Origin of the sequence: Methanococcoides methylutens (assembly GCF_000765475.1) — an archaeon.
Lineage (GTDB): Archaea > Halobacteriota > Methanosarcinia > Methanosarcinales > Methanosarcinaceae > Methanococcoides > Methanococcoides methylutens.
In genome coordinates this window covers 1-19,459 of sequence record NZ_JRHO01000013.1, presented here as the reverse complement: position 1 = coordinate 19,459, position 19,459 = coordinate 1, and the positions used below count along the sequence as shown (strand labels likewise).

The window sequence follows — 19,459 nt, the reverse complement described above, 5'->3', positions numbered from 1 at the left end:
TGATCTTCATTCAGGACTGAGCTTGGAAATTTAATTAAGATCTAACTTGAAAGATACCAGGAAGGATAAACCTGGAATATTATATTGGGGATGTTGGGTAAATGTCAGAGATACGTAAACATTATTTTCGGAATGAATATTGCATAATTGCACCAGGAAGAAGCAAGAGACCATCGGTCTTCAAAGCAGAAAAGAAAGAAGGGGCGTCCAACAAATGTGTTTTTTGTGCTGGTGAAGAAGATAAAACACCACTTGCAACTGCTGTTTATAAAAATGGTAGCATCCTGAAGGATTCCGAAGGTTCAAGGATAACAGGATGGGATGTGCGTTGCATACCAAATCTTTATCCTGCACTTTCCCCGGATGCCAGTGAAGTTCATTCAGATCTCGAGGTGGTTCCAGGCTATGGTTTCCATGAGGTTATAGTCGAAACGCCTTTGCATGAGAATGTGATACCTGATCTTTCCGAAGAAAAGATGGCATTACTTATGAAGGTCTATCAGGACCGTGTAGTTCACTATGAATCCATGGACAAGATAGAATATGTTTCACTTTTCAAGAATTGGGGAGAAAAGGCAGGTGCATCTCTGGAACATACACATTCCCAGTTAATAGCAATGCCGATCAAACCTCCGGCTTTAATGGAAGAAATGAAGGCCATCGATTCATATTCAGGATGTCCTTATTGTGATATTATAGAGAAAGAAAGTAAAAGTGAGAGACTCTTATATGAAAATGATCATTTTCTGGTTATTGCGCCTTATTGCTCAAAAGTTCCGTATGAGATGTGGGTTCTGCCTAGGGTACATACAAATCACATCTCATGTTTCAACCAGGACCAGTTGAACTCTCTTGGAAAAGCAATTCATTATGCTCTATCTGGCCTATGGGACAATATTGGAGAGATACCTTACAACTACATGTTCTATCAGCTAAGGGATGAAACTGAATATCACTTTAACTTAAAGATCGAGCCGGTTACAACTAAGAAAGCAGGATTTGAGAAGAATACCGAGGTATTCATCAATACAATGCCGCCGGAAACGGCTGTTAATTATCTTCAGGGTAAATTTTGAAGCTACTGTAGATGATAATATTAAATATACATAGACATATTTACAGACATATATAAAATATTTAGGGTTAGAATATGGGGAAAAATTTAAACATCGGGATGTTTTCCTGGGAAAGTTTACACTCGGTCAAAGTAGGCGGTATAGCACCGCATGTTTCCGAACTTGCAGAAGCTCTTGCTGAGAAGGGACATTCGGTTCATATATTTACAAGAAATCATGAACTTGAACCATATGAGAAAGTAAATGGGGTTCACTACCATCGTGTATACCATTCTCTTGACGGAGGCATTGTCCAGCAAATGGACAGTATGTGCGATTCAATGTACTCGAGATTCCTTGATGTCACGAAGGAATATGGAAAGTTCGATATATTGCATGCCCATGACTGGCATCCCTTCAATGTGGTCTCAAGGATCAAATATGAATTTGGAATCCCTTTTATGTTCACATATCACAGTACCGAATGGGGAAGAAACGGTAATGTCCATGGGGATTGGTGGGAAGCAAAGGAAATATCACACCGGGAATGGAAAGCTGGCTATGAATCCATAAAGGTCATATCCACTTCACAACAACTTACAGATGAGATCAAGTTCTTATACCAGATACCTGATGAGAAGATCTCCATCATTCCAAACGGGATCTTCCATGGCAAAATGAAAAAGGACGTTGACCCCGGTGAAGTAAAAGAAAGATTTGGCATCCATCCTCTTGCACCGGTTGTTCTGTTCATAGGACGTATGAGCTACCAAAAAGGTCCGGATATCCTTGCTGAAGCGATCCCTGAAGTATTGAATCACCGATGGGATACTCAGTTTGTTTTCATTGGTGAAGGTGAAATGCGCCCTCACTGTGAACATCTCGTAAATGCAGAAAATGTTTCAGATCGTTGTCATTTCCTGGGGTATGCGGATGATGAAACAGCCAGGGACTGGTACAATGCATGCGATATTCTCTGTATCCCAAGCAGGAACGAGCCTTTTGGCATAGTTGTTCTTGAAGGCTGGGATGCTGAAAGGACCATCGTTGCAACAGATGCCGTTCAGATAATCAATAATTTTGTCGATGGTATCCTTGTCTACAAAAACCCGGATTCTATTGCATGGGGTTTAAAGCACGTGCTTGATGATCTCTCCAATGGCAGCATGAGACAAGCCGGTAAAGAACTTATCGACACTAAATACAACTGGCACAAGATCGCAGAACAAACAAGTGAAGCGTACCTTGATGCTCTCAAAAATTAAATTGCAATAGCATTAGTAAATAACTAATGTCTTGAAAATATAATAAAATACGAGGCTTTTGAATGCAGTCAGTTTGCATCTGTTCGGAAGTACATCTTCCGTGTGTATTAAAATGGTACTGGCCATCTGAGGGATATCATTCTCCGGAGTTTGAAACATATTTTGATCAGCCGCATATATACTCTACTTTAGAAAAAAATATCCCACAAATAATTAGTATGAATGAAGCTTTGCTGGATTCCATCGATAATGGTGCAAAGTATACGTTTGATATATCCGGAATATTTTTAGATCAATGTAAATGGAATCCTGCTTTAATAGGATCATTTCAGGAGTTAAAGGACAGGGGTGCCAGTTTTTCAGCTTCACCCTATTACCATTCAGTGTCATCCCTTTTCCCTGATAATAAAGAATTTAAAGAACAGGTTTCAATGCATCGGAACAAGATCAAAGATATCTTCAATATTAATCCCCTGACCTTCATAAATTCGGAACTGATACTTACAAAAGAACTCAGTACTATCCTTAAGGAAATGAAGTTTAAGTGTCTAATTTCAGAAGGTTCGGAGAATCTCTTATATGGAAGTGATCCAAAACACATTTATGGCGATCAAATACCAACGCTATTGCGTCATATCTCCCTTAGCGAAGATATCGAATCGCGCTTCTCAGACCAGAAATGGATAGGTTATCCTTTGATAGCCGATAAATTTGCTTCCTGGATAGCTAATATGGAAGGAGATATCACGACATTGCATTTCAAATATAGTTCTATGCTTGCCCATCAGCAAAGCAGGAGCGATATACTCCAGTTCCTGATCGATCTTCCGGCAAGTTTCGAGAAATATGGAATTTCCATGGTAACACCTGAAGAAGCTTTGAAGAAATTCAAGCCAAAAGAACTTCCTTCTATCATGAACAGGTCAACCTCCCGTTATGGAATGCATAATCTGATGGGAAATCATCCCCAGCATCTGTACCTGCATGAACTGATCGAGATCGGAAAGATCATGGAGTCCATAAAGGGTGCTCCGGAATATGATAAATTAAATTGTATCTATCGATACTTGCAGCAAAGTGAGATCTTACTGGAGATGGGGTCTGAAAACAATAATCATGGCTATGAAAAGGCTGTCAATATATTCTCCGCGATCTCGGACTTTAAGCGTGCAATACTGGAGGTGAAAGTATGAGATCTGTGTGTATGTACTTCCAGCTCCACCAGCCATATCGTTTAAAGTGGTTCTGGCCGGATGACTCTAAAGGATTTGAAAGATATTTTGATGTTGCAATAAACAGGAGCATCTTTGAGAAGGTTGCCAGCAAGTGTTACCTTCCAGCTACAACTCTCCTGGCAGAACTCGTTGACCAGCATGAAGGCGACTTCAAGTTCAGTGTCTCAATAACCGGAACTCTTCTGAGCCAGTGTGAAAAATGGAATCCTGATGTCCTTGAAATTTTCAGGCAGCTTGCTGATTCAAAGTGTGTGGAATTCCTTGATGAGACAAATTATCATTCACTTGCAGGTCTTTTCGATAGCAAGGATGAATTCAGGGAAGAGATAAAGGCCCACCATGACCTTACTTCAGACCTAATGGGTGTAAAACCACAGATCTTCAGAAATACGGAACTTCTGTACAACAATAGTGTTGCAGAGACCGTCTCATCTCTGGGTTACAAAGCCATCCTTACAGAAGGTGTTGACCAGCTACTTGAATCCCGTTCTCCCAATCATGTCTACAAGGCAAAGGACTGTGACATCGCCGTTCTTATGAGGAACTATAAGATGAGTGATGATATCGGATATCGTTTCTCCGCAAAATGGTGGGAAGAGTATCCATTAACTGCTGACAAATGGGCATGCTGGGCATCTAAGGAACAAGGAGATTGCCTTAATATCTTCATGGATTACGAGACCTTTGGTGAACATCAATGGGCTGATTCAGGTATCTTTGATTTCCTCCGGGCTTTGCCGAATGAGGTTCTTAGCAAAGGTATTGAGTTCAATACTCCTTCAGAGGTCATTGAGAAATATGATCCTGTAGATGAGATCGATGTTGGGGACTTTAACACGATCTCATGGGCAGATATGGAGAGAGATACAAGTGCATGGCTTGGTAACGATATGCAACGCAGATGCTTCGAAGAGGCAAAGCGGCTTGGACCTTACGTGAAAAAAACGAAAGACCCCGAACTTATCAATATATGGAAACATCTTCTGACATCCGACCACTATTACTACATGAGCACAAAATGGTTAGGTGATGGAGATGTCCATTCGTATTTCAGTATCCATACATCACCTTATGATGCAGCAATAAATTTCATTGCAGTATTATTGGATTTCAAATCCTGTGTTTTCAGGAAACTGGCAGAAATGGATGCATGATCGAATGTGCGGATGAACATATCAATTGACGAACAATTGGATTGATAGACGAACTAATAAATAACCTGACAACAGTCCTTAGTGTGGGGTGAAATATCTGATCCGGCATCCAAATGCAATACTTGGCAATGATAAATTGCTTGTGTCACTGGGTGAAAAGGGCGATCTACGGGGATTTTTTTATCCCCGCAGAGATTGGGCACAACACGTTGGAGAGTCCAAAGCTTGCATTTACAAAGGTGGAAAATTACTATGGCTGGATTCTCCTGAATGGAATGTAAAACAGGCACCATCAGATGACACAAACGTGATAAGGACACACCTTTCTCATTTTTCCGGTATCGAAGTATCAATTCATGATCTTGTGCATCGATCCAGTCCGGTTCTTGTAAGGAAGTATGAGATCACTTCAAAAGAACATTTTGAAGGCAAATTTTATTATTATTCTAATTTCCAGGCAGGGGGAACCCATAGAATGAACTCTGCTTTTTGTGATGTGAACAACGGTCTGCTTGTTCAATACATGCAGAACTTCTACATTGGCCTGGTAAGTAATCCGGGATTTGAAGATTGGCAGGTCGGTAAGATACAGGAAGAAGGCTGGGTCGCAAGTGCCAGAAATGATATGGAAGATGGCCAGCTTCAGCAAAATTTGGAAGATATAGGTGACATGGACAGTTCCATAGGCTGGGACCTTGACCTTCAATCTGGTGAAACGGTCACGATCACAGTTTTAATCGGCATCGCTTCGGAAAGGCAGTTGATATACGACCTGATGGCTGATGTTCGGAAGCAGTCCTCTGATGACATAATTCACGGATCTGAAAATGACTCCATTCGCTGGCTATCAAAAAAGAGATCTCTGGAGTTATCAGCACTTGATGATGATCCACTATTCAAAAATAAGGTCAAAGCCTTATACGATCGTTCATTACTCTCTCTGAAATTACTTACCGATCCCGAGGGGGGGGCAATTGTAGCTGCTCCTGAGTTCGATCCTGCTTTTGAGATGTGTGGTGGATATGGATTTTGCTGGAACAGGGATGCAGCAGAATCTGTTCTTGCCCTTATGAATGCCGACTATCCCGAATATGCCGGAAAGTTCTTTGGCTGGTGCAAAAAAGCACAGCTTCCTGATGGTTCATGGTTCCAGAGATACTGGCTTGATGGAAAGGAAGCCCCCTCATGGGGTAATTTTGACGATACTATCCAGATCGATGAGACCGGTTCAACGCTTTATGCAATCGATCGCTATTATCGAGAACTGGAAGGAACTAAAAGGGATGATTTTCTGGGAAACATCCGGGAAACTGTCCGGAAGGGTGCAGAATATCTGATAAAAAGGACAGAACAGGGGCTCCATGATCCTTGCAGATGCCTGTGGGAATCTGAGATAGGAATATTCAGTTATACAAATGCTGCTATCTATGCAGGTCTAAAAGGTGCTGCTCATCTGGCCGAAGAGGCTGATGAGCACATGCTCTCTAAAAAATGGTCTGACAGGGCTGACCTTGTCAGGAAAGAGACTATTGATAAGCTGTGGCTTGATGAAGGCTATTTTTCCCGGGGGATTATTGACAACAATGTCCACAGAACTATAGATTCGAGCATGATCGGGACTTTCATTCCTTTTGGTCTCCTTTCACCGAATGATCCTGATGAAAGAGCCATGATACTCTCAATGATAGATCATATTGAAAGCTCCCTCAGGGTTTCGGTCAACGGGTATTTTGGGATCAAACGTTATGAAAATGATGATTATATCGGTGGCAACCCGTGGGTAGTCACAACATTATGGCTTTCCCGTGCCTTGCTCACTCTTGCCATATCCATGGAGAACAAGGATGATGAATATGACCTGCTGGTGAAGAAGGCACTTGAATATATAAAATGGACAATGAAGAGTGCAACGAGTACCGGCCTACTATCCGAGCAGGTGGACAGGAATACAGGAAAAGCTGCATGGGCCAGGCCTTTGGGCTGGAGTTGTGCACTGTTTATTGAAAATGCATTGCTTCTGGACCAGTTGAAATAAGAATGACAGATTAAGTTCGAAGTGAATATATCGAGGTGTAATTCGAATGTTCCCATCTGCAACATACAATGCTGAATTTGATCATGCTTCCACCATTTCCCATGAATGGCTTATCACGAACGGAATTGGAGGATATGCATCATCCACTGTCATTGGTGAAAATTCAAGAAAATACCATGGTCTTCTGATAGCTTCTGCAAATCCTCCGGTTGACCGAAGGGTCCTGCTTTCCTCCCTTGATGAAGAGATAATAGTTGGTGATGAGACATATCATCTTGCAAATCACAGGTACCCCGATACGCTGTATCCATCGGGTTTCGAATATCTCGATCGTTTTTCTGCTTCCCCGTTACCTACCTTTGAGTACAGCATCAGGAACATCAGAATCATAAAGACCATTTTCATGATCTATGGACAGAACACGACGGTTGTAAAGTACAAACTGTTCAATCCTGATAATGAAGACATCGTTTTCCGGATATTGCCTCTTGTGACAAACAGGGACTTTCACCATCTTGGGAAGGCAGGACACATCAATTTTAGTAAAATATTTTATCCTAACGAAATTCAGATTGGAACTGCTGATTGTGATCTCCAGATACAGTCCAATATGCACTACAGACACAAACCATACTGGAACTATAATATCGAGTATGACGTTGAGCGTGAAAGAGGAGAAGCTTATCAGGAAGATCTCTATAACCCAGGATATTTTGAAAAACAAATTCCTGGGCCTTCGAGTGAGTTATATGTTGTTGCCTCGGACAGCATCCTGAAAAGTAAGGATATCGATGATGAATTTGTTAATTCCGAATATCAAAGGGAGCTTCTAAGACAAAAAAATTTGCATGATCATGCCAATTTAAAGGGTGACTTCACACAGAAGCTCGTTAATGCTGCAGATTCTTTCATTGTTAAACGCAGTTCTACCAGCTCAGGATCGATCATTGCAGGTTATCACTGGTTTGCAGATTGGGGAAGAGATGCGATGATATCGCTTCCGGGACTCACTCTTGTAACAGGAAGATTCAATGATGCAAAAGAGATCCTGAAGACCTTTTCTGAGAACTGTTCAGCAGGTCTTATACCAAACCGCTTTTCAGATGACGGCATTTCCCCTCCGGATTATAATACGGTTGATGCTTCACTTTGGTTCATCCATTCACTTGGAAGATATTATTCCTATACTAAGGATGTAGATTTTGTCAGGGAAATGTGGAAAACTGTTGTTTCAATAATCCGGAATTACAGTGAAGGAACCTTATACGGAATTCGTATGGATGAGGACGGACTCATTGAACATGAGGGTCAGCTTACCTGGATGGACGTGAAGATCGGGGACATGGAGATCACACCAAGGGCTGGAAAAGCATGCGAAATAAACGCTTTGTGGTATAATGCTCTATGTACTGCTATCCGGCTGGGGAAAATATTAGGTGAAGACACAAAAAAGTATCAGAAAATTGCTCAACTGGCAAAGAGCAACTTCACTGAAACTTTCTGGAATCAAACGGACCTGTGCCTTTATGACTGCGTTTCTGTAAATGAGGATATGTCGGTCACTAAAGATGCAACAGTTAGACCGAACCAGATATTTGCAGTCTCACTTCCCTACACGATGCTTGATCATGAAAAGAAAATAATGATCGTTGAAAAGGTGAAGGAAGATCTATTAACCCCCTATGGACTGAGGTCCTTATCACCAAAGGACAGCCGCTACAATGGAAGATACCGGGGAAATAGAGATTGCCGGGACCGTGCATACCATAACGGAACTGTCTGGTCATGGTTACTCGGACCATTTATTACTGCACATGCAAAGGTCAACAACAGGTCTCCATTAGGCCGGGAATATTGCAGGCAATTGCTGATTAATTTTGAAGCTCATCTTGATGAGGCCGGAATAGGAACGATCTCAGAGGTATTTGATGGCGATTCGCCACACAGACCCGGTGGATGTATCTCACAGGCATGGAGTGTTGCCGAAATACTGCGGGCCTATGTTGAAGATCTGAATTGTCAAAATTAACACCGGAAGTATGGAATAAAGACATAAGGAACTTTGAACTCACTTCCTTTCATACTCAAAATAACTACACACATCCCCATCGCACCTTATCACACTCCCCTTTACCTTTCCCTCAAATATGTCAAGTTCTATGGCGCTGGGTTCAGCAACTCCAGGCACGATCGCACTGCCTGGTGAGAGCAGAAGTACCTCATAATCCTCGATGATCGGATGGTGAAAATGCCCGAAGATCAGAACATCCACGCCCATCTCTTTTGCCAGATAGCGCAGACCGTCCGGGTTATCAGAGGTCAGCTGTCCTTTGTGAATGACACCTATTTTGACACCTTCAACCTCAATGACCTGCCTTTCAGGCAAAAGCTCCATCAATTCAGGTACATCGGTGTCCCCGCGAACTGCAACAAGTTCACCCAGACCTGCCAGTTCATTGTAACATTCCATTGTCTCAAAATCCCCTGCATGGATCAAGATATCACTGTTTTTCATAATTGTGAACAAGTCACCCGGCAACAACTCCAGTAGCGACTGCCCGGCTTTGATATGTGTATCTGATAAAATAATTAGTTTCATGTAACTCCCATTAACTAATTAAAATTTTACATTACTGGCATATAATGATTCCTCTCACAAAGACGAAGTACATTGTTGCAACGTGGATAATTGTTCAGTGTAACATGACATTGTCACCCTTTTCCTTTATATTCATCAGGGGGCAATTGATTTGCCCTCGAGCCAACCCCCGAACGGAGGAATCTCTCTGAATAACTGGTTGAGGTGTTCCTGTGTCTGCTTTATTTCTTCAAATGGATCCCAGCGGGATAATCCAGAGGGACCCCTACGCGTTAAACCGAATTTCATATATTCCACTCCCTAATATTTAAACAGTTAGAGGTATGACAATTAGACCTAAAAAGATAACGGGTATGAAAACATGTATTGTCCAGACAGGCAGCATTTGTATTTTGTTAAAAACTAACGGTTCAATCCGCATATACCACAACTTCCATATGTTTTTGAAATACCTTAATATGTATTCGATGTTTGTATAAATTTATATTTAAATTTTTACTTGAGGTGGTTAGTTGCAGTATTATAAATTTGTAGTTTACGATGAACCTTATTGTATTTGGGACGTTGATTTGGCACAAGTAAATCTTGAATTTATTGAATCAATGAAACCAGAGTACTTTGAAAATGTGGTACAAAATAACCTTGAATTACTTGAAAGTGAAGAAAAGAATCTTGCAGCTATTTCAATTCGATTAACATATTTTCACGCAATGGAAACCTTTTTTTCATTGCTTTGTGCAACTTTGCAAGCTTCAAATTGTGTTGTGGCTTGGTTACAAAAATATCCACCGGGCAGTTTGCAAAAAATGGTAAAGGATATTGGTGATGGAAAAGAAATAATGACAGGACTTGGAAAACAACAGTTATCATGGGAAGATTTATCAAATACATTAAATTCTTTTGTACTTGAGGATAAGGATAAAGAAACAAAGGTTAAAACAAAATTTACTAAATTATGGAGAATACTAGCTGACGACTTCACAAATGAAACTCTGGTTTCTGAATATAACAACTTAAAGCATGGGTTTAGAATTCGACCGGGAGGATTCCATTTGTCTATGGCAACAGAAAATATACATGGTGTATCTCCTCCTCCCGAAGATTTTAAATCAATGGGAAGAAGTGAATTTGGCACTTCTTTTTTTATGCGAGAAAATATTTGCCAAAAAGGTGTTCCACATGGCAAGCATCATTTCAAGTTGAAAAAACATAATGTCAATTGGGATCCTAATACCATTGGTATGCGAGTCATTTTGTTAAGATATTCAATTCAAAATATCCTATCATTTTTAAGAATCGTAAATGGAATTAAACCAGACACTGTAAAGTTTAGTTGGCCATCAGATTTAGAATTATTTGAGAAAGCATTTGCATTTCAAGGTGGAGTTTTCCATATGAGTTATGGTCCCACCATTCGTCAAGAAGATATTGAGATCTTCACTAAGGAAGAAATATTGGAACCATACCAGCGAATAAAAAAGAGTAAATGAATATCTAAAATAAGTTATCGCGATCCCAATAGACAGGATCGATATTTTGTTAGTGCTTAGTACTCAGACTTCTAAGAATGAAGACTACTTTGGAGATTTCAGAGATGGAAAGTGAAAACACGTTTGATAAAAAAGTTGCTACAATTCGTTTCTTCATCGATGCAGCAAAGTATCATCAAAAAAATTTAATAAAGGAACTAAATGAAGGGAATCAACCAAGTATTGATCTAAATAATTTTGGAGTATTCATGCAAAGCTCCAAAAGGCGCGAAATACCGATTCCAGTGACAATTGGCTTTCAGAGTGGTTATGCAATTGAACTTTATGAATTCTATTCTTTCATTAATTCTATAATGGCAGCTGTAAATAGTATCATAGATCTAAAGTGTCGAATTGTTGATGGTTATTCTGACTCACATTCTTTTTCTTTTGGCCAATATATGAATCCAAAAGTCCAAAAAAAATTATCGCCTTCTAAATCCTCTATTTCCCACAACTTTATTTTCAACAATTCTGAGTGGATAGAAGAAATAAAGGAAATTCGAAATACTATACAGCATCAACCAGTACAAGACTTTATTGAAGCTTATCTTATTTTCAGGGGTGAAAAAGATGAAGATGGTAATGTAATCGATAAAAGTGTTGTAAAAAAATTTGTACCTTTGAAAAATGATGATTCAAAAGAAATATCTGAATTTTGTCAGAACAATTTAAAGTTATTAGAAATATTTTGGCAACAAATGAGTGCAAATATTCTTAGTAACGACTATTGAATTGGATATGTACTGCTCGGATAGGCAGCACCTGTATTTGTGAGAGCTTGAAATTAATCATCGAGAAATTCTTTAATTTTATTCCACAATGGTGTTTGATCTTTATTTTTGGTTTCACATTCCCAGACAATCAAATACTTCCAACCGAGTTCTTTTAATAACGTGCAGTTCCTTTCATCTCTTTGCATGTTACTTTCGATTTTCTCGTAGATTTCCCATTAATTAAAACCATCAAGTATCCAATTAATCATAGCAAGAGATTTCTCTCTACCTCTTCACTATCTCAAAAAAAAGAATAAAGAAACGATCTTAATGTCTCAAAGTCCCAACATCCTCAAACCCTTGTCTCTGGCCTGTACCGGCCTGCTTGACAAGTTTTTCGGGATGGAACAACATGTTAACGACATTTAAGGCATGTTCACGGGAGCGCATTTCCATAAGAAATGCGAGTTCCTTTTCATCCCTTCCCTCATCTTCATGAACAAACACCTCTATGATGTGGATGTTCGTCATAAGCTGAGCCTGTATAATGCCGGTTGAAGCTTCATGTGCGCAGATCTTATCCTGTTCTTTTGCTCCCGGCATGCCTAAGGCTATGACGATGTCGCATCCTTCTTCTTCTATGAGCTTCTTGGATGCAACCGGCAGGTCCTTTACGCCGGGAACTGTGATCCGCTTGATCTTAGCGGATACGTTCTGCTGGATCTCATCGACCGCAGCACGTCCCATGTTGAAACGTGCAAAGGTCGTGTCTACTACGCCTATGGTCTTCATGTGATTCACAGTGTGTCAAGTACGCTGGCAGCTGCCTCTGTACCTGCACCGATCTCGTTTACAATGTTGAGCTTTTTCAGTACAAGTTCGAGTTCCTGGATTGTCAGCATGATGTCCTTTGGTGCGACATTGCCCATGCTTCCGATCCTGAAGATCTGGCCGCTGAGTCTGTTCTGACCGCCGGCGATGATGATTCCCTTGTCCATCATTCCGCTCTTGATATCGTTGCCGCTGACACCTTCAGGTGCTTTCATTGCAGAAACGGTGTTAGAGTAACCGCTGACCTCATTGAGCTGTGGGAACATCTCGATGCCCATAGCGTCCATTGCAGCACGGATAGCAGCAGCACCGGTTGCCTGGCGCTTTGCCCTTGCTTCCATACCCTCATCCATCACGATCTTCAGTGCTTCCTGAAGTCCGAAGAACAGTGGTACTGCAGGTGTGTATGGAGTCTGGGACTTGTCTGCGCTCTTCTTGTATGCCTTAAGGTCAAGGTAGTATGGCAGGTTTTCCTTGGTCATTGCATCAAAAGCACGTTCGCTCACGGAGAGCATGGAAAGTCCTGGTGGTGCAGCAACACATTTCTGGGAACCTACTACAGCGATGTCTACTCCCCATTCATCGACCTTGACATCATCTCCGCCGATGGATGTGACGCCGTCCATTATGAACAGTGCATCGTACTTCTTTGCGAGCTTACCAACTTCCGGAGCTGGATTGCGGATACCTGCTGAGGTTTCGTTGTGGACCATTGTGACAGCTTTTGCACCTTCTGCAAGCTTCTCTTCCACAAGGTCGAGGTCAACGGACTGTCCCCATTCGAACTCAAGAGGAACTACCTGTCCGTATCTTGCTGCAATGTCCTTGAACCTTTCACCGAACTTACCGTTCTCGATCGCGACAACCTTGTCGTCCTTATCGATAGTGCATCCGATCGCAGCTTCCATTGAAGCTGTTCCTGAGCCGCTGACTATCATGAGATCGTTCTGTGTCTGGAAGATCTCTTTGAGCATTGCGGTACAGTCATCAAACATTGCAGAAAATTCCTTGCCCCTGTGGTTTATCATGGGTTTTGACATTGCCCTGAGCACTTTTGGTGCAACAGGAACAGGGCCAGGCATCATTAATAATGTGTCTTCAAGGTCCATATAATTCTCCTGGTATTTTTATTAATAAACGTAAGTGAATGTCGTATCTAATGTAAACCTAGTATATAACTGGTTTCATGGAGTTGAAAGTAATCAGCCATCCTTATGGGCAATTATATAATATGTAGTCTCGATATTTTACAGGAGAGATGTGTTTTCTTGAATGCACTGCTACAAATCACAAACGCATTCGTTCCAAGTATATATCTCATATAGTTTGAATTGAAGTTTATAATATTGCGTTCCTATTCCTGCGGTTCTGATCAATATATGCCAGCTTGAGCAATAACTGTAACTTTTGACTTATTCTATTATTATCAGGGTAAATAGAAAAGAATATCTACTAAATTGTAGATATTACATGTATAAGGGGGATTTATTTAAATGAAAACATATTTAATGATTTTTGTAGTATTTTTGATTGTAATGACCATTGGAACAGCATCTGCCGATACATTCACAGTGAACGACAGCACCGGGCAAGATGCAGATTTCACTTCGATAAAGGATGCCGTGGCTGCTGCAATGGATAATGATACACTTACTGTTTATCCGGGTACCTACACTGAGAATATTGTTGTGGATAAGGAGCTAATGATCATCTCACAATCTTTAAATCCGGATGATACAATTGTCCAGGCTGAGAATCCAAGCGATGCCGTGTTTTACGTAACTGCAAATAACGTCACTATAAAAGGTTTTAATGTAACAGGCGCAACTGATAACTTTGGAATACGTCTCATTGGAGTCGATGACTGTAATATTGCCGAAAATGACATCTCGAACAACAATTGCGGAATCAGACTGGATTCAATCAACGATAACTTCAGCAATGACAATACTCTGAGCAATAATATTATGTCTGACAACTATTACGGAATCAGACTGCAACAGTACAACGATAACAATACTCTGAGCAATAACTCTGCAATCTCGAGTACTCTTACTGGTATTCTGATATATTCCAACAACAACGTATTGGAAAATAACATCGCTTCCAACAACGTTTACGGCATCAGGATAAGCCAATCCAGCAATTACAATACACTGAACGATAACACTGCAAGTTTTAACACTGATACAGGTATCGTTCTATTGAATTCCAGTGATAATACTCTCAATAATAACGTTGCAAGTTCGAACGGCGATTGCGGAATATGTTTGACCGGGTCCAACAACAGCATGTTGAGCAGTAACATAGTGTTGGCCAACATTTATGGTATCAGGTTGGAACAGTTCAGTAAGAACAATACTCTTGGCAATAACAATGCAAGCTTTAACTCTGACAATGGCATATCCCTATTGAGTTCCAGCGACAATACGCTCAACGATAACATTGCAAATTTGAACTCCGATTGCGGTATATATCTGGATGAATCCAACACCAACATGCTGAGCAATAATCTTGCGTCTAGCAACGATTACGGAATCAGACTGGAGCAGTCCAGCAATTACAACACACTGAACGATAACACTGCAAGCTCGAATTCCGTCACCGGAATTCTGATATATTCCAGCAATAATATGTTAAACAGTAATATAGTGTCAGACAACGTTTATGGTGTTAGACTGGAATCATCCAGCAATAACAATACGCTGAATGATAACATTGCAAGCTCAAATACTGACTCCGGTATTGTTCTGTTGAATTCCAATGATAATACGCTGAAAGACAATATTGTATCGACTAACTCTGATGATGGTGTTCATCTTGAGAATTCCAGTAGTAACCTTCTCTATAACAATTACTTCAACAATACAAACAACGTTGGATATTATGGTGTCAATACCGGTAATCTCTGGAATGTCACCAAAACGATGGAAATGAACATTGTTGGAGGTCCTTTCCTTGGTGGTAACTACTGGGTACATCCTAATGGAGCTGGATTCAGTGTTGATACAGCAGATTCTAACAAAGATGGAATCTGTGACGAGCAATACAACATTTCTGAAACCGAATTTGATTACCTGCCGCTTAGTATTATAGTTGATGAGTTTATGCCAGTAATCAGTATAGTTTCTCCTATGGATGGTTCCTCCACACCTTCAAGTTCTATTACTGTCTCTGGCCTTGTTAATGGAACCGGATCTACCCCGTTGGTTACTGTGAATGACATTGCTGCTGAAACCACTCTTATCGACTTCAACGGCACTTTCACAGCAACAGTACCTCTTGTAAGTGGTGTGAACACCATTTATGCAAACGTAACCGATGTTGTTGGGAACACCAACACAACATCTGTAACTGTTACATCTGACAATCTCATGCCAGCGATTATTATAGATTCTCCTGTGGATAGTTCCTCCACATCTTCAAGCTCTATTATTGTCTCTGGCTTTGTCGATGGAACCGGATCTGCACCGTTGGTTACTGTGAATGACATTGCTGCTGAAACCACTCTTATCGACTTCAACGGCACTTTCACGGCAACAGTACCTCTTGTAAGTGGTGTGAACACCATTTATGCAAACGTAACCGATGCCGCTGGGAACACCAACACAACATCTGTAACTGTTACATCTGACAACCTCATGCCAGTAATCGGCATAATTTCTCCTGTGGATAGTTTCTCCACATCTTCAAGCTCTATTATTGTCTCTGGCCTTGTCGATGGAACCGGATCTGCACCGTTGGTTACTGTGAATGACATTGCTGCTGAAACCACTCTTATCGACTTCAACGGCACTTTCACGGCAACAGTACCTCTTGTAACTGGTGTGAACACCATTTATGCAAACGTAACCGATGCCGCTGGAAACACCAACACAACATCTGTAACTGTTACATCTGACAACCTCATGCCAACGATAATTATAGCTTCTCCTGTGAATGGTTCCTCCACATCTTCAAGATACATTAATGTCTCAGGTCTTGTCAATGGAACCGGATCGTTGCCATTGGTTACTGTGAATGACATTGCTGCTGAAACCACTCTAACCGACTTCAATGGCACTTTCACAGCAAAGGTAAGCCTTGTCAGAGGTGCGAATACCATTTATGCAAACGTCACCGATGCTGCTGGAAACACTAATACAGCATCTATAAATGTTCGAAAAACTGGTGGTTCCTCCAAAGGTGTTGGCACTGCGGTAATCATACCAATTCAAGAAGAATCTGAAGAGGAGAATACTACTTCCACTTCAAATGCTACAAATAATTCAAGCGTAGCAGTTCCTGAAGAAGGATTTGTTGAATATACGCAGGAATCACAGGAAGAACTTGAAACAACTCCGGGATTCAGCATGATGTTTGCAACTGGTATTATGCTAGCTGCATATGTTATGTACAGAAAGAAGGATTGATGACATCCTTCTCATATTTTTATTTTTCTTGAGTGTGACGTAAATCATTTTGAATGTCTTTGATTATTACTAAAGCTTATCACATTCATGATTGTTTCAACACCATTAGCTCAATGTGCTTACCTTTTCTAACCATGGACTAATTATGCTCATAATGAGCATCTGTTTTCAATTTTGCGAATAGTATTTATATTTATAATCACATAAGTTATATTTGATATTAGATGACCAAAATAAGGCAGTCTAATAATATGGATAAAGGGGTGGTTAAGTTATGAAAATAGTAAAAGTAAGTGTAACTTTCTTGACAATGTTAGCTTTGCTGGTTTCCATTCCAGCTGTAATGGGCACAGGATACACCGATGTAAAACCGGGCTCATGTCCAAATCCAATCAACCTGAAGAGCAATGGGGTAGTATCAATAGCTGTCGCAGGCTATAATGGTTTCAATGGTACGGATCTGAGCACTATTAATTTAGATACATTGATGGTCCAGTTCAATGCTAATGGGGTAAAGAATGTTTCTATCGAGAGATACAGCTTTGAAGATGTGATCAATGACTCCGCAGCACCAGGATTTCCTTGTTGTAACCCAATAACAGAGGGAGATGGTGTCGATGATCTGGTCGTGAAAGTAAAGATGGCGAATCTCAAAGAGCATATTATACCAGCCACAACTCAAATGAGGGTTATCTGGCAGGTAGATGGATCAGATCAATGGAGCGGATCATCGTGGGATCAGATTCAGGTCTTTGAGCCACCGGAAGTCCCCAAACCTAAATGTAGTGGGAAATAAATCCACACCACTTTTACATTTTTTATTTCCCATAATAGTTTAAATGCAAGTTTCAATTTATACACTAGCTGTTTTAGCATTCAATCCCTGTTGGATTAATCATTCTTAACCATGCAACAACTTGATCACATCATGCTTTGTCACAAATCCGGTTGTAACTCCCTTCTCAAGTACCAGGACCGCGGGATTTCGTCAAGCATGTGTGATATAACATCAAGTTCAGTAGCTGGTGAGACAGTCGGGAATGCATCTCCCATCATATCCTTGATCTTCATCTGGGATATGGTCGAAGCTTTCCTGTCTGCCATATATTTCATGATAGTATCCTCTGAAATACTTCCAACAGGTACGCCATTGTCGATCACCGAAACCTGTGAATGACATTGCTGCTGAAACAACTCTAACCGACTTCAATGACACTTTCACAGCGAAGGTACGCCTTGTCAGAGGTGCGAATACCATTTATGCAAACGTCACCGATGCTGCTGGAAACACTAATACAGCATCTATAAATATTCGAAAAACTGGTGGTTCCTCCAAAGCTGTTGGCACTGCGATGATCATACCAATTCAAGAAGAATCTGAAGAAAAAAATACTACCTCTGTTTCACATGCTACCAATAATGCAACCTTAGTAGCTCCTGAAGAAGGGGTTGTTAAAGAAACGCAGGATTCGCAAAAAGAACTTGAAACCACCCCAGGATTTAGCATGATGCTTGCAGCTGGTATTCTGCTAACAGCATATGTTGTTTACAGAAAGAAGGATTGATAAATAATCCTTTTTATCTTTTTTATTTTTCCTGATTGTGAGGTAATCTGTTTTGACAACATCTGATTTTTTACTACAGCATATTACATTCATGATCGATCAGCACCGTCGGCTCAATATGATTCTGTCAGTTCCCAAAGATTATTATGATTATTATGCGTATCTGTTTTTATTTTTACAAAGAGTTTATATAATAATAAATACATAACTTATAATTGAAATTAGATGATCTGATTAAGAGCATCTAATAAAAGGAAATAATAAGGGGTGGTAAAGGTATGAAAATCGTAAAATATACTTTAATAGTCCTGACGATGTTAGCCTTGCTAGTCTCCATTCCAGCTGTAATGGCTCATGGAAACACCGACGTAAAACCAGGTTCAGATCCAAACCCAATCAATATGAAGGAACGTGGGGTACTGACAATTGCTGTCGCAGGTTTTGATGGGGTGAATGGTACTGATCTGAGTACAATTGATTTAGATACGTTGCAGGTCCAGTTCAATGCTAATGGGCAGAAGAATGTTACAAATGTAACATACAGATTTGATGATGTCATCAATGCTTCTCCACTTGCAGATCTTGGCACCCCTACTCCAGTAACTACAGGAGATGGTTACATGGATCTGGTCGTGAAAGTTAAGGTTCAGGATCTCGTCAGTGCAGGTCTTGCTACATTCGTACACCAAATGAATGTTGGATGGCAGGTAAATGGATCCGATCCTGTGGAGTGGGAGGAGTCAACGTGGGATGAGATCAGGGTGATGAATCCAGGAAAGGGACCTAAATAAACAAAAAGCCAAGAATAAGGAAGTCCATTGCAGTGGTGTGGCATAAATCCATACCACTTTAACATTTTTGATTTCCAGGTTATCTTTAAAGCCCAAATTTTAATTTATATAATTAAGCTTTTTTCCATCCAAATATCTATTGGATTGAGATTATCAAATTAGTTCATAATTTTTCCCATTCTAATTTGATGACATTTCCCTCACACATAATTTGCAAATGAGTTCGTTTCTTTCACTCCATTTTGCAAATTTGTAGTTACAAGTAATTGATA

Annotated in this window: 16 protein-coding genes; 12 read left to right on the top strand and 4 right to left on the bottom strand. The window is 40.4% G+C overall.

The genetic code is table 11. The features are described 5' to 3' along the window. Nucleotides 1-101: 101 nt before the first annotated feature. The 6 genes from LI82_RS06310 to LI82_RS06285 all read left to right on the top strand — a co-directional run bounded on the left by LI82_RS06310 (nt 102) and on the right by LI82_RS06285 (nt 8,773). Complete coding sequence (locus tag LI82_RS06310) at nt 102-1,076, top strand: galactose-1-phosphate uridylyltransferase (protein ID WP_048194284.1); 975 nt, start codon at nt 102-104, stop codon at nt 1,074-1,076. A 74-nt stretch (nt 1,077-1,150) separates the two neighbouring features. Then, nucleotides 1,151-2,320 (top strand): glycosyltransferase family 4 protein, encoded by a 1,170-nt coding sequence (locus LI82_RS06305; protein WP_048194283.1) that lies wholly within the window; start codon nt 1,151-1,153, stop codon nt 2,318-2,320. 62 nt (nt 2,321-2,382) lie between these two features. Further along, nucleotides 2,383-3,513 (top strand): glycoside hydrolase family 57 protein, encoded by a 1,131-nt coding sequence (locus tag LI82_RS06300; RefSeq protein WP_048194282.1) that lies wholly within the window; start codon nt 2,383-2,385, stop codon nt 3,511-3,513. Further along, nucleotides 3,510-4,709 (top strand): glycoside hydrolase family 57 protein, encoded by a 1,200-nt coding sequence (locus LI82_RS06295; RefSeq protein WP_048194280.1) that lies wholly within the window; start codon nt 3,510-3,512, stop codon nt 4,707-4,709. The genes LI82_RS06300 and LI82_RS06295 overlap by 4 nt, the downstream gene beginning before the upstream one ends. 88 nt (nt 4,710-4,797) lie before the next feature. Beyond that, entirely contained in the window at nt 4,798-6,744 is a 1,947-nt protein-coding gene (locus LI82_RS06290; protein ID WP_330217371.1) for a glycoside hydrolase family 15 protein, read from the top strand. Between the two features lie 46 nt (nt 6,745-6,790). Continuing rightward, nucleotides 6,791-8,773 (top strand): amylo-alpha-1,6-glucosidase, encoded by a 1,983-nt coding sequence (locus LI82_RS06285; RefSeq protein WP_048194278.1) that lies wholly within the window; start codon nt 6,791-6,793, stop codon nt 8,771-8,773. A gap of 39 nt (nt 8,774-8,812) precedes the next feature. Here LI82_RS06285 and LI82_RS06280 read toward each other — a convergent pair whose 3' ends face one another. After that, nucleotides 8,813-9,343, bottom strand: a complete 531-nt coding sequence (locus tag LI82_RS06280) for a YfcE family phosphodiesterase (protein ID WP_048194276.1) — start codon at nt 9,341-9,343, stop codon at nt 8,813-8,815. Nucleotides 9,344-9,855: 512 nt separating this feature from the next. Between LI82_RS06280 and LI82_RS06275 the strand changes: the two genes are divergently transcribed. Both LI82_RS06275 and LI82_RS06270 read left to right on the top strand, forming a co-directional pair. Beyond that, entirely contained in the window at nt 9,856-10,833 is a 978-nt protein-coding gene (locus LI82_RS06275) for a hypothetical protein (RefSeq protein ID WP_048194274.1), read from the top strand. Between the two features lie 104 nt (nt 10,834-10,937). Further along, nucleotides 10,938-11,606, top strand: a complete 669-nt coding sequence (locus tag LI82_RS06270; RefSeq protein ID WP_048194272.1) for a hypothetical protein — start codon at nt 10,938-10,940, stop codon at nt 11,604-11,606. A 309-nt stretch (nt 11,607-11,915) separates the two neighbouring features. Here LI82_RS06270 and ribC read toward each other — a convergent pair whose 3' ends face one another. Both ribC and LI82_RS06260 read right to left on the bottom strand, forming a co-directional pair. Further along, nucleotides 11,916-12,380 carry a riboflavin synthase gene (ribC, locus tag LI82_RS06265; RefSeq protein ID WP_048194270.1) on the bottom strand — a complete coding sequence of 155 codons (465 nt, stop codon included), beginning with the start codon at nt 12,378-12,380 and terminating at the stop codon, nt 11,916-11,918. A 5-nt stretch (nt 12,381-12,385) separates the two neighbouring features. Then, a complete protein-coding gene (locus tag LI82_RS06260) occupies nt 12,386-13,528 on the bottom strand; it encodes a pyridoxal-phosphate-dependent aminotransferase family protein (protein ID WP_048194269.1) in 1,143 nt (380 codons plus the stop codon). A 426-nt stretch (nt 13,529-13,954) separates the two neighbouring features. On the opposite strand from LI82_RS06260, the gene LI82_RS06255 reads away from it, so the two are divergent. Next, a complete protein-coding gene (locus tag LI82_RS06255) occupies nt 13,955-16,831 on the top strand; it encodes a NosD domain-containing protein (protein WP_160174956.1) in 2,877 nt (958 codons plus the stop codon). 274 nt (nt 16,832-17,105) lie between these two features. Further along, nucleotides 17,106-17,627 (top strand): hypothetical protein, encoded by a 522-nt coding sequence (locus LI82_RS06250; RefSeq protein ID WP_048194265.1) that lies wholly within the window; start codon nt 17,106-17,108, stop codon nt 17,625-17,627. A gap of 140 nt (nt 17,628-17,767) precedes the next feature. On the opposite strand, the gene LI82_RS06245 is transcribed toward LI82_RS06250, so the two are convergent. Beyond that, nucleotides 17,768-17,992 carry a CBS domain-containing protein gene (locus LI82_RS06245; protein ID WP_052402772.1) on the bottom strand — a complete coding sequence of 75 codons (225 nt, stop codon included), beginning with the start codon at nt 17,990-17,992 and terminating at the stop codon, nt 17,768-17,770. Nucleotides 17,993-18,000: 8 nt separating this feature from the next. On the opposite strand from LI82_RS06245, the gene LI82_RS06240 reads away from it, so the two are divergent. Together LI82_RS06240 and LI82_RS06235 are read left to right on the top strand one after the other, a co-directional pair. Continuing rightward, complete coding sequence (locus LI82_RS06240) at nt 18,001-18,396, top strand: hypothetical protein (protein ID WP_048194263.1); 396 nt, start codon at nt 18,001-18,003, stop codon at nt 18,394-18,396. A gap of 278 nt (nt 18,397-18,674) precedes the next feature. Further along, nucleotides 18,675-19,187 (top strand): hypothetical protein, encoded by a 513-nt coding sequence (locus tag LI82_RS06235; RefSeq protein ID WP_135607308.1) that lies wholly within the window; start codon nt 18,675-18,677, stop codon nt 19,185-19,187. Nucleotides 19,188-19,459 lie beyond the last annotated feature (272 nt).

Excerpts from the sequence above, each read along its gene's own strand:
- LI82_RS06310 (WP_048194284.1), top strand. The coding sequence starts at position 102 with ATGTCAGAGATACGTAAACATTATTTTCGGAATGAATATTGCATAATT.
- LI82_RS06305 (WP_048194283.1), top strand. The coding sequence starts at position 1,151 with ATGGGGAAAAATTTAAACATCGGGATGTTTTCCTGGGAAAGTTTACAC.
- LI82_RS06295 (WP_048194280.1), top strand. The coding sequence starts at position 3,510 with ATGAGATCTGTGTGTATGTACTTCCAGCTCCACCAGCCATATCGTTTA.
- LI82_RS06260 (WP_048194269.1), bottom strand. The coding sequence starts at position 13,528 with ATGGACCTTGAAGACACATTATTAATGATGCCTGGCCCTGTTCCTGTT.
- LI82_RS06255 (WP_160174956.1), top strand. The coding sequence starts at position 13,955 with ATGACCATTGGAACAGCATCTGCCGATACATTCACAGTGAACGACAGC.
- LI82_RS06270 (WP_048194272.1), top strand. The coding sequence starts at position 10,938 with ATGGAAAGTGAAAACACGTTTGATAAAAAAGTTGCTACAATTCGTTTC.
- ribC (WP_048194270.1), bottom strand. The coding sequence starts at position 12,380 with ATGAAGACCATAGGCGTAGTAGACACGACCTTTGCACGTTTCAACATG.
- LI82_RS06280 (WP_048194276.1), bottom strand. The coding sequence starts at position 9,343 with ATGAAACTAATTATTTTATCAGATACACATATCAAAGCCGGGCAGTCG.
- LI82_RS06235 (WP_135607308.1), top strand. The coding sequence starts at position 18,675 with ATGAAAATCGTAAAATATACTTTAATAGTCCTGACGATGTTAGCCTTG.
- LI82_RS06285 (WP_048194278.1), top strand. The coding sequence starts at position 6,791 with ATGTTCCCATCTGCAACATACAATGCTGAATTTGATCATGCTTCCACC.
- LI82_RS06300 (WP_048194282.1), top strand. The coding sequence starts at position 2,383 with ATGCAGTCAGTTTGCATCTGTTCGGAAGTACATCTTCCGTGTGTATTA.
- LI82_RS06250 (WP_048194265.1), top strand. The coding sequence starts at position 17,106 with ATGAAAATAGTAAAAGTAAGTGTAACTTTCTTGACAATGTTAGCTTTG.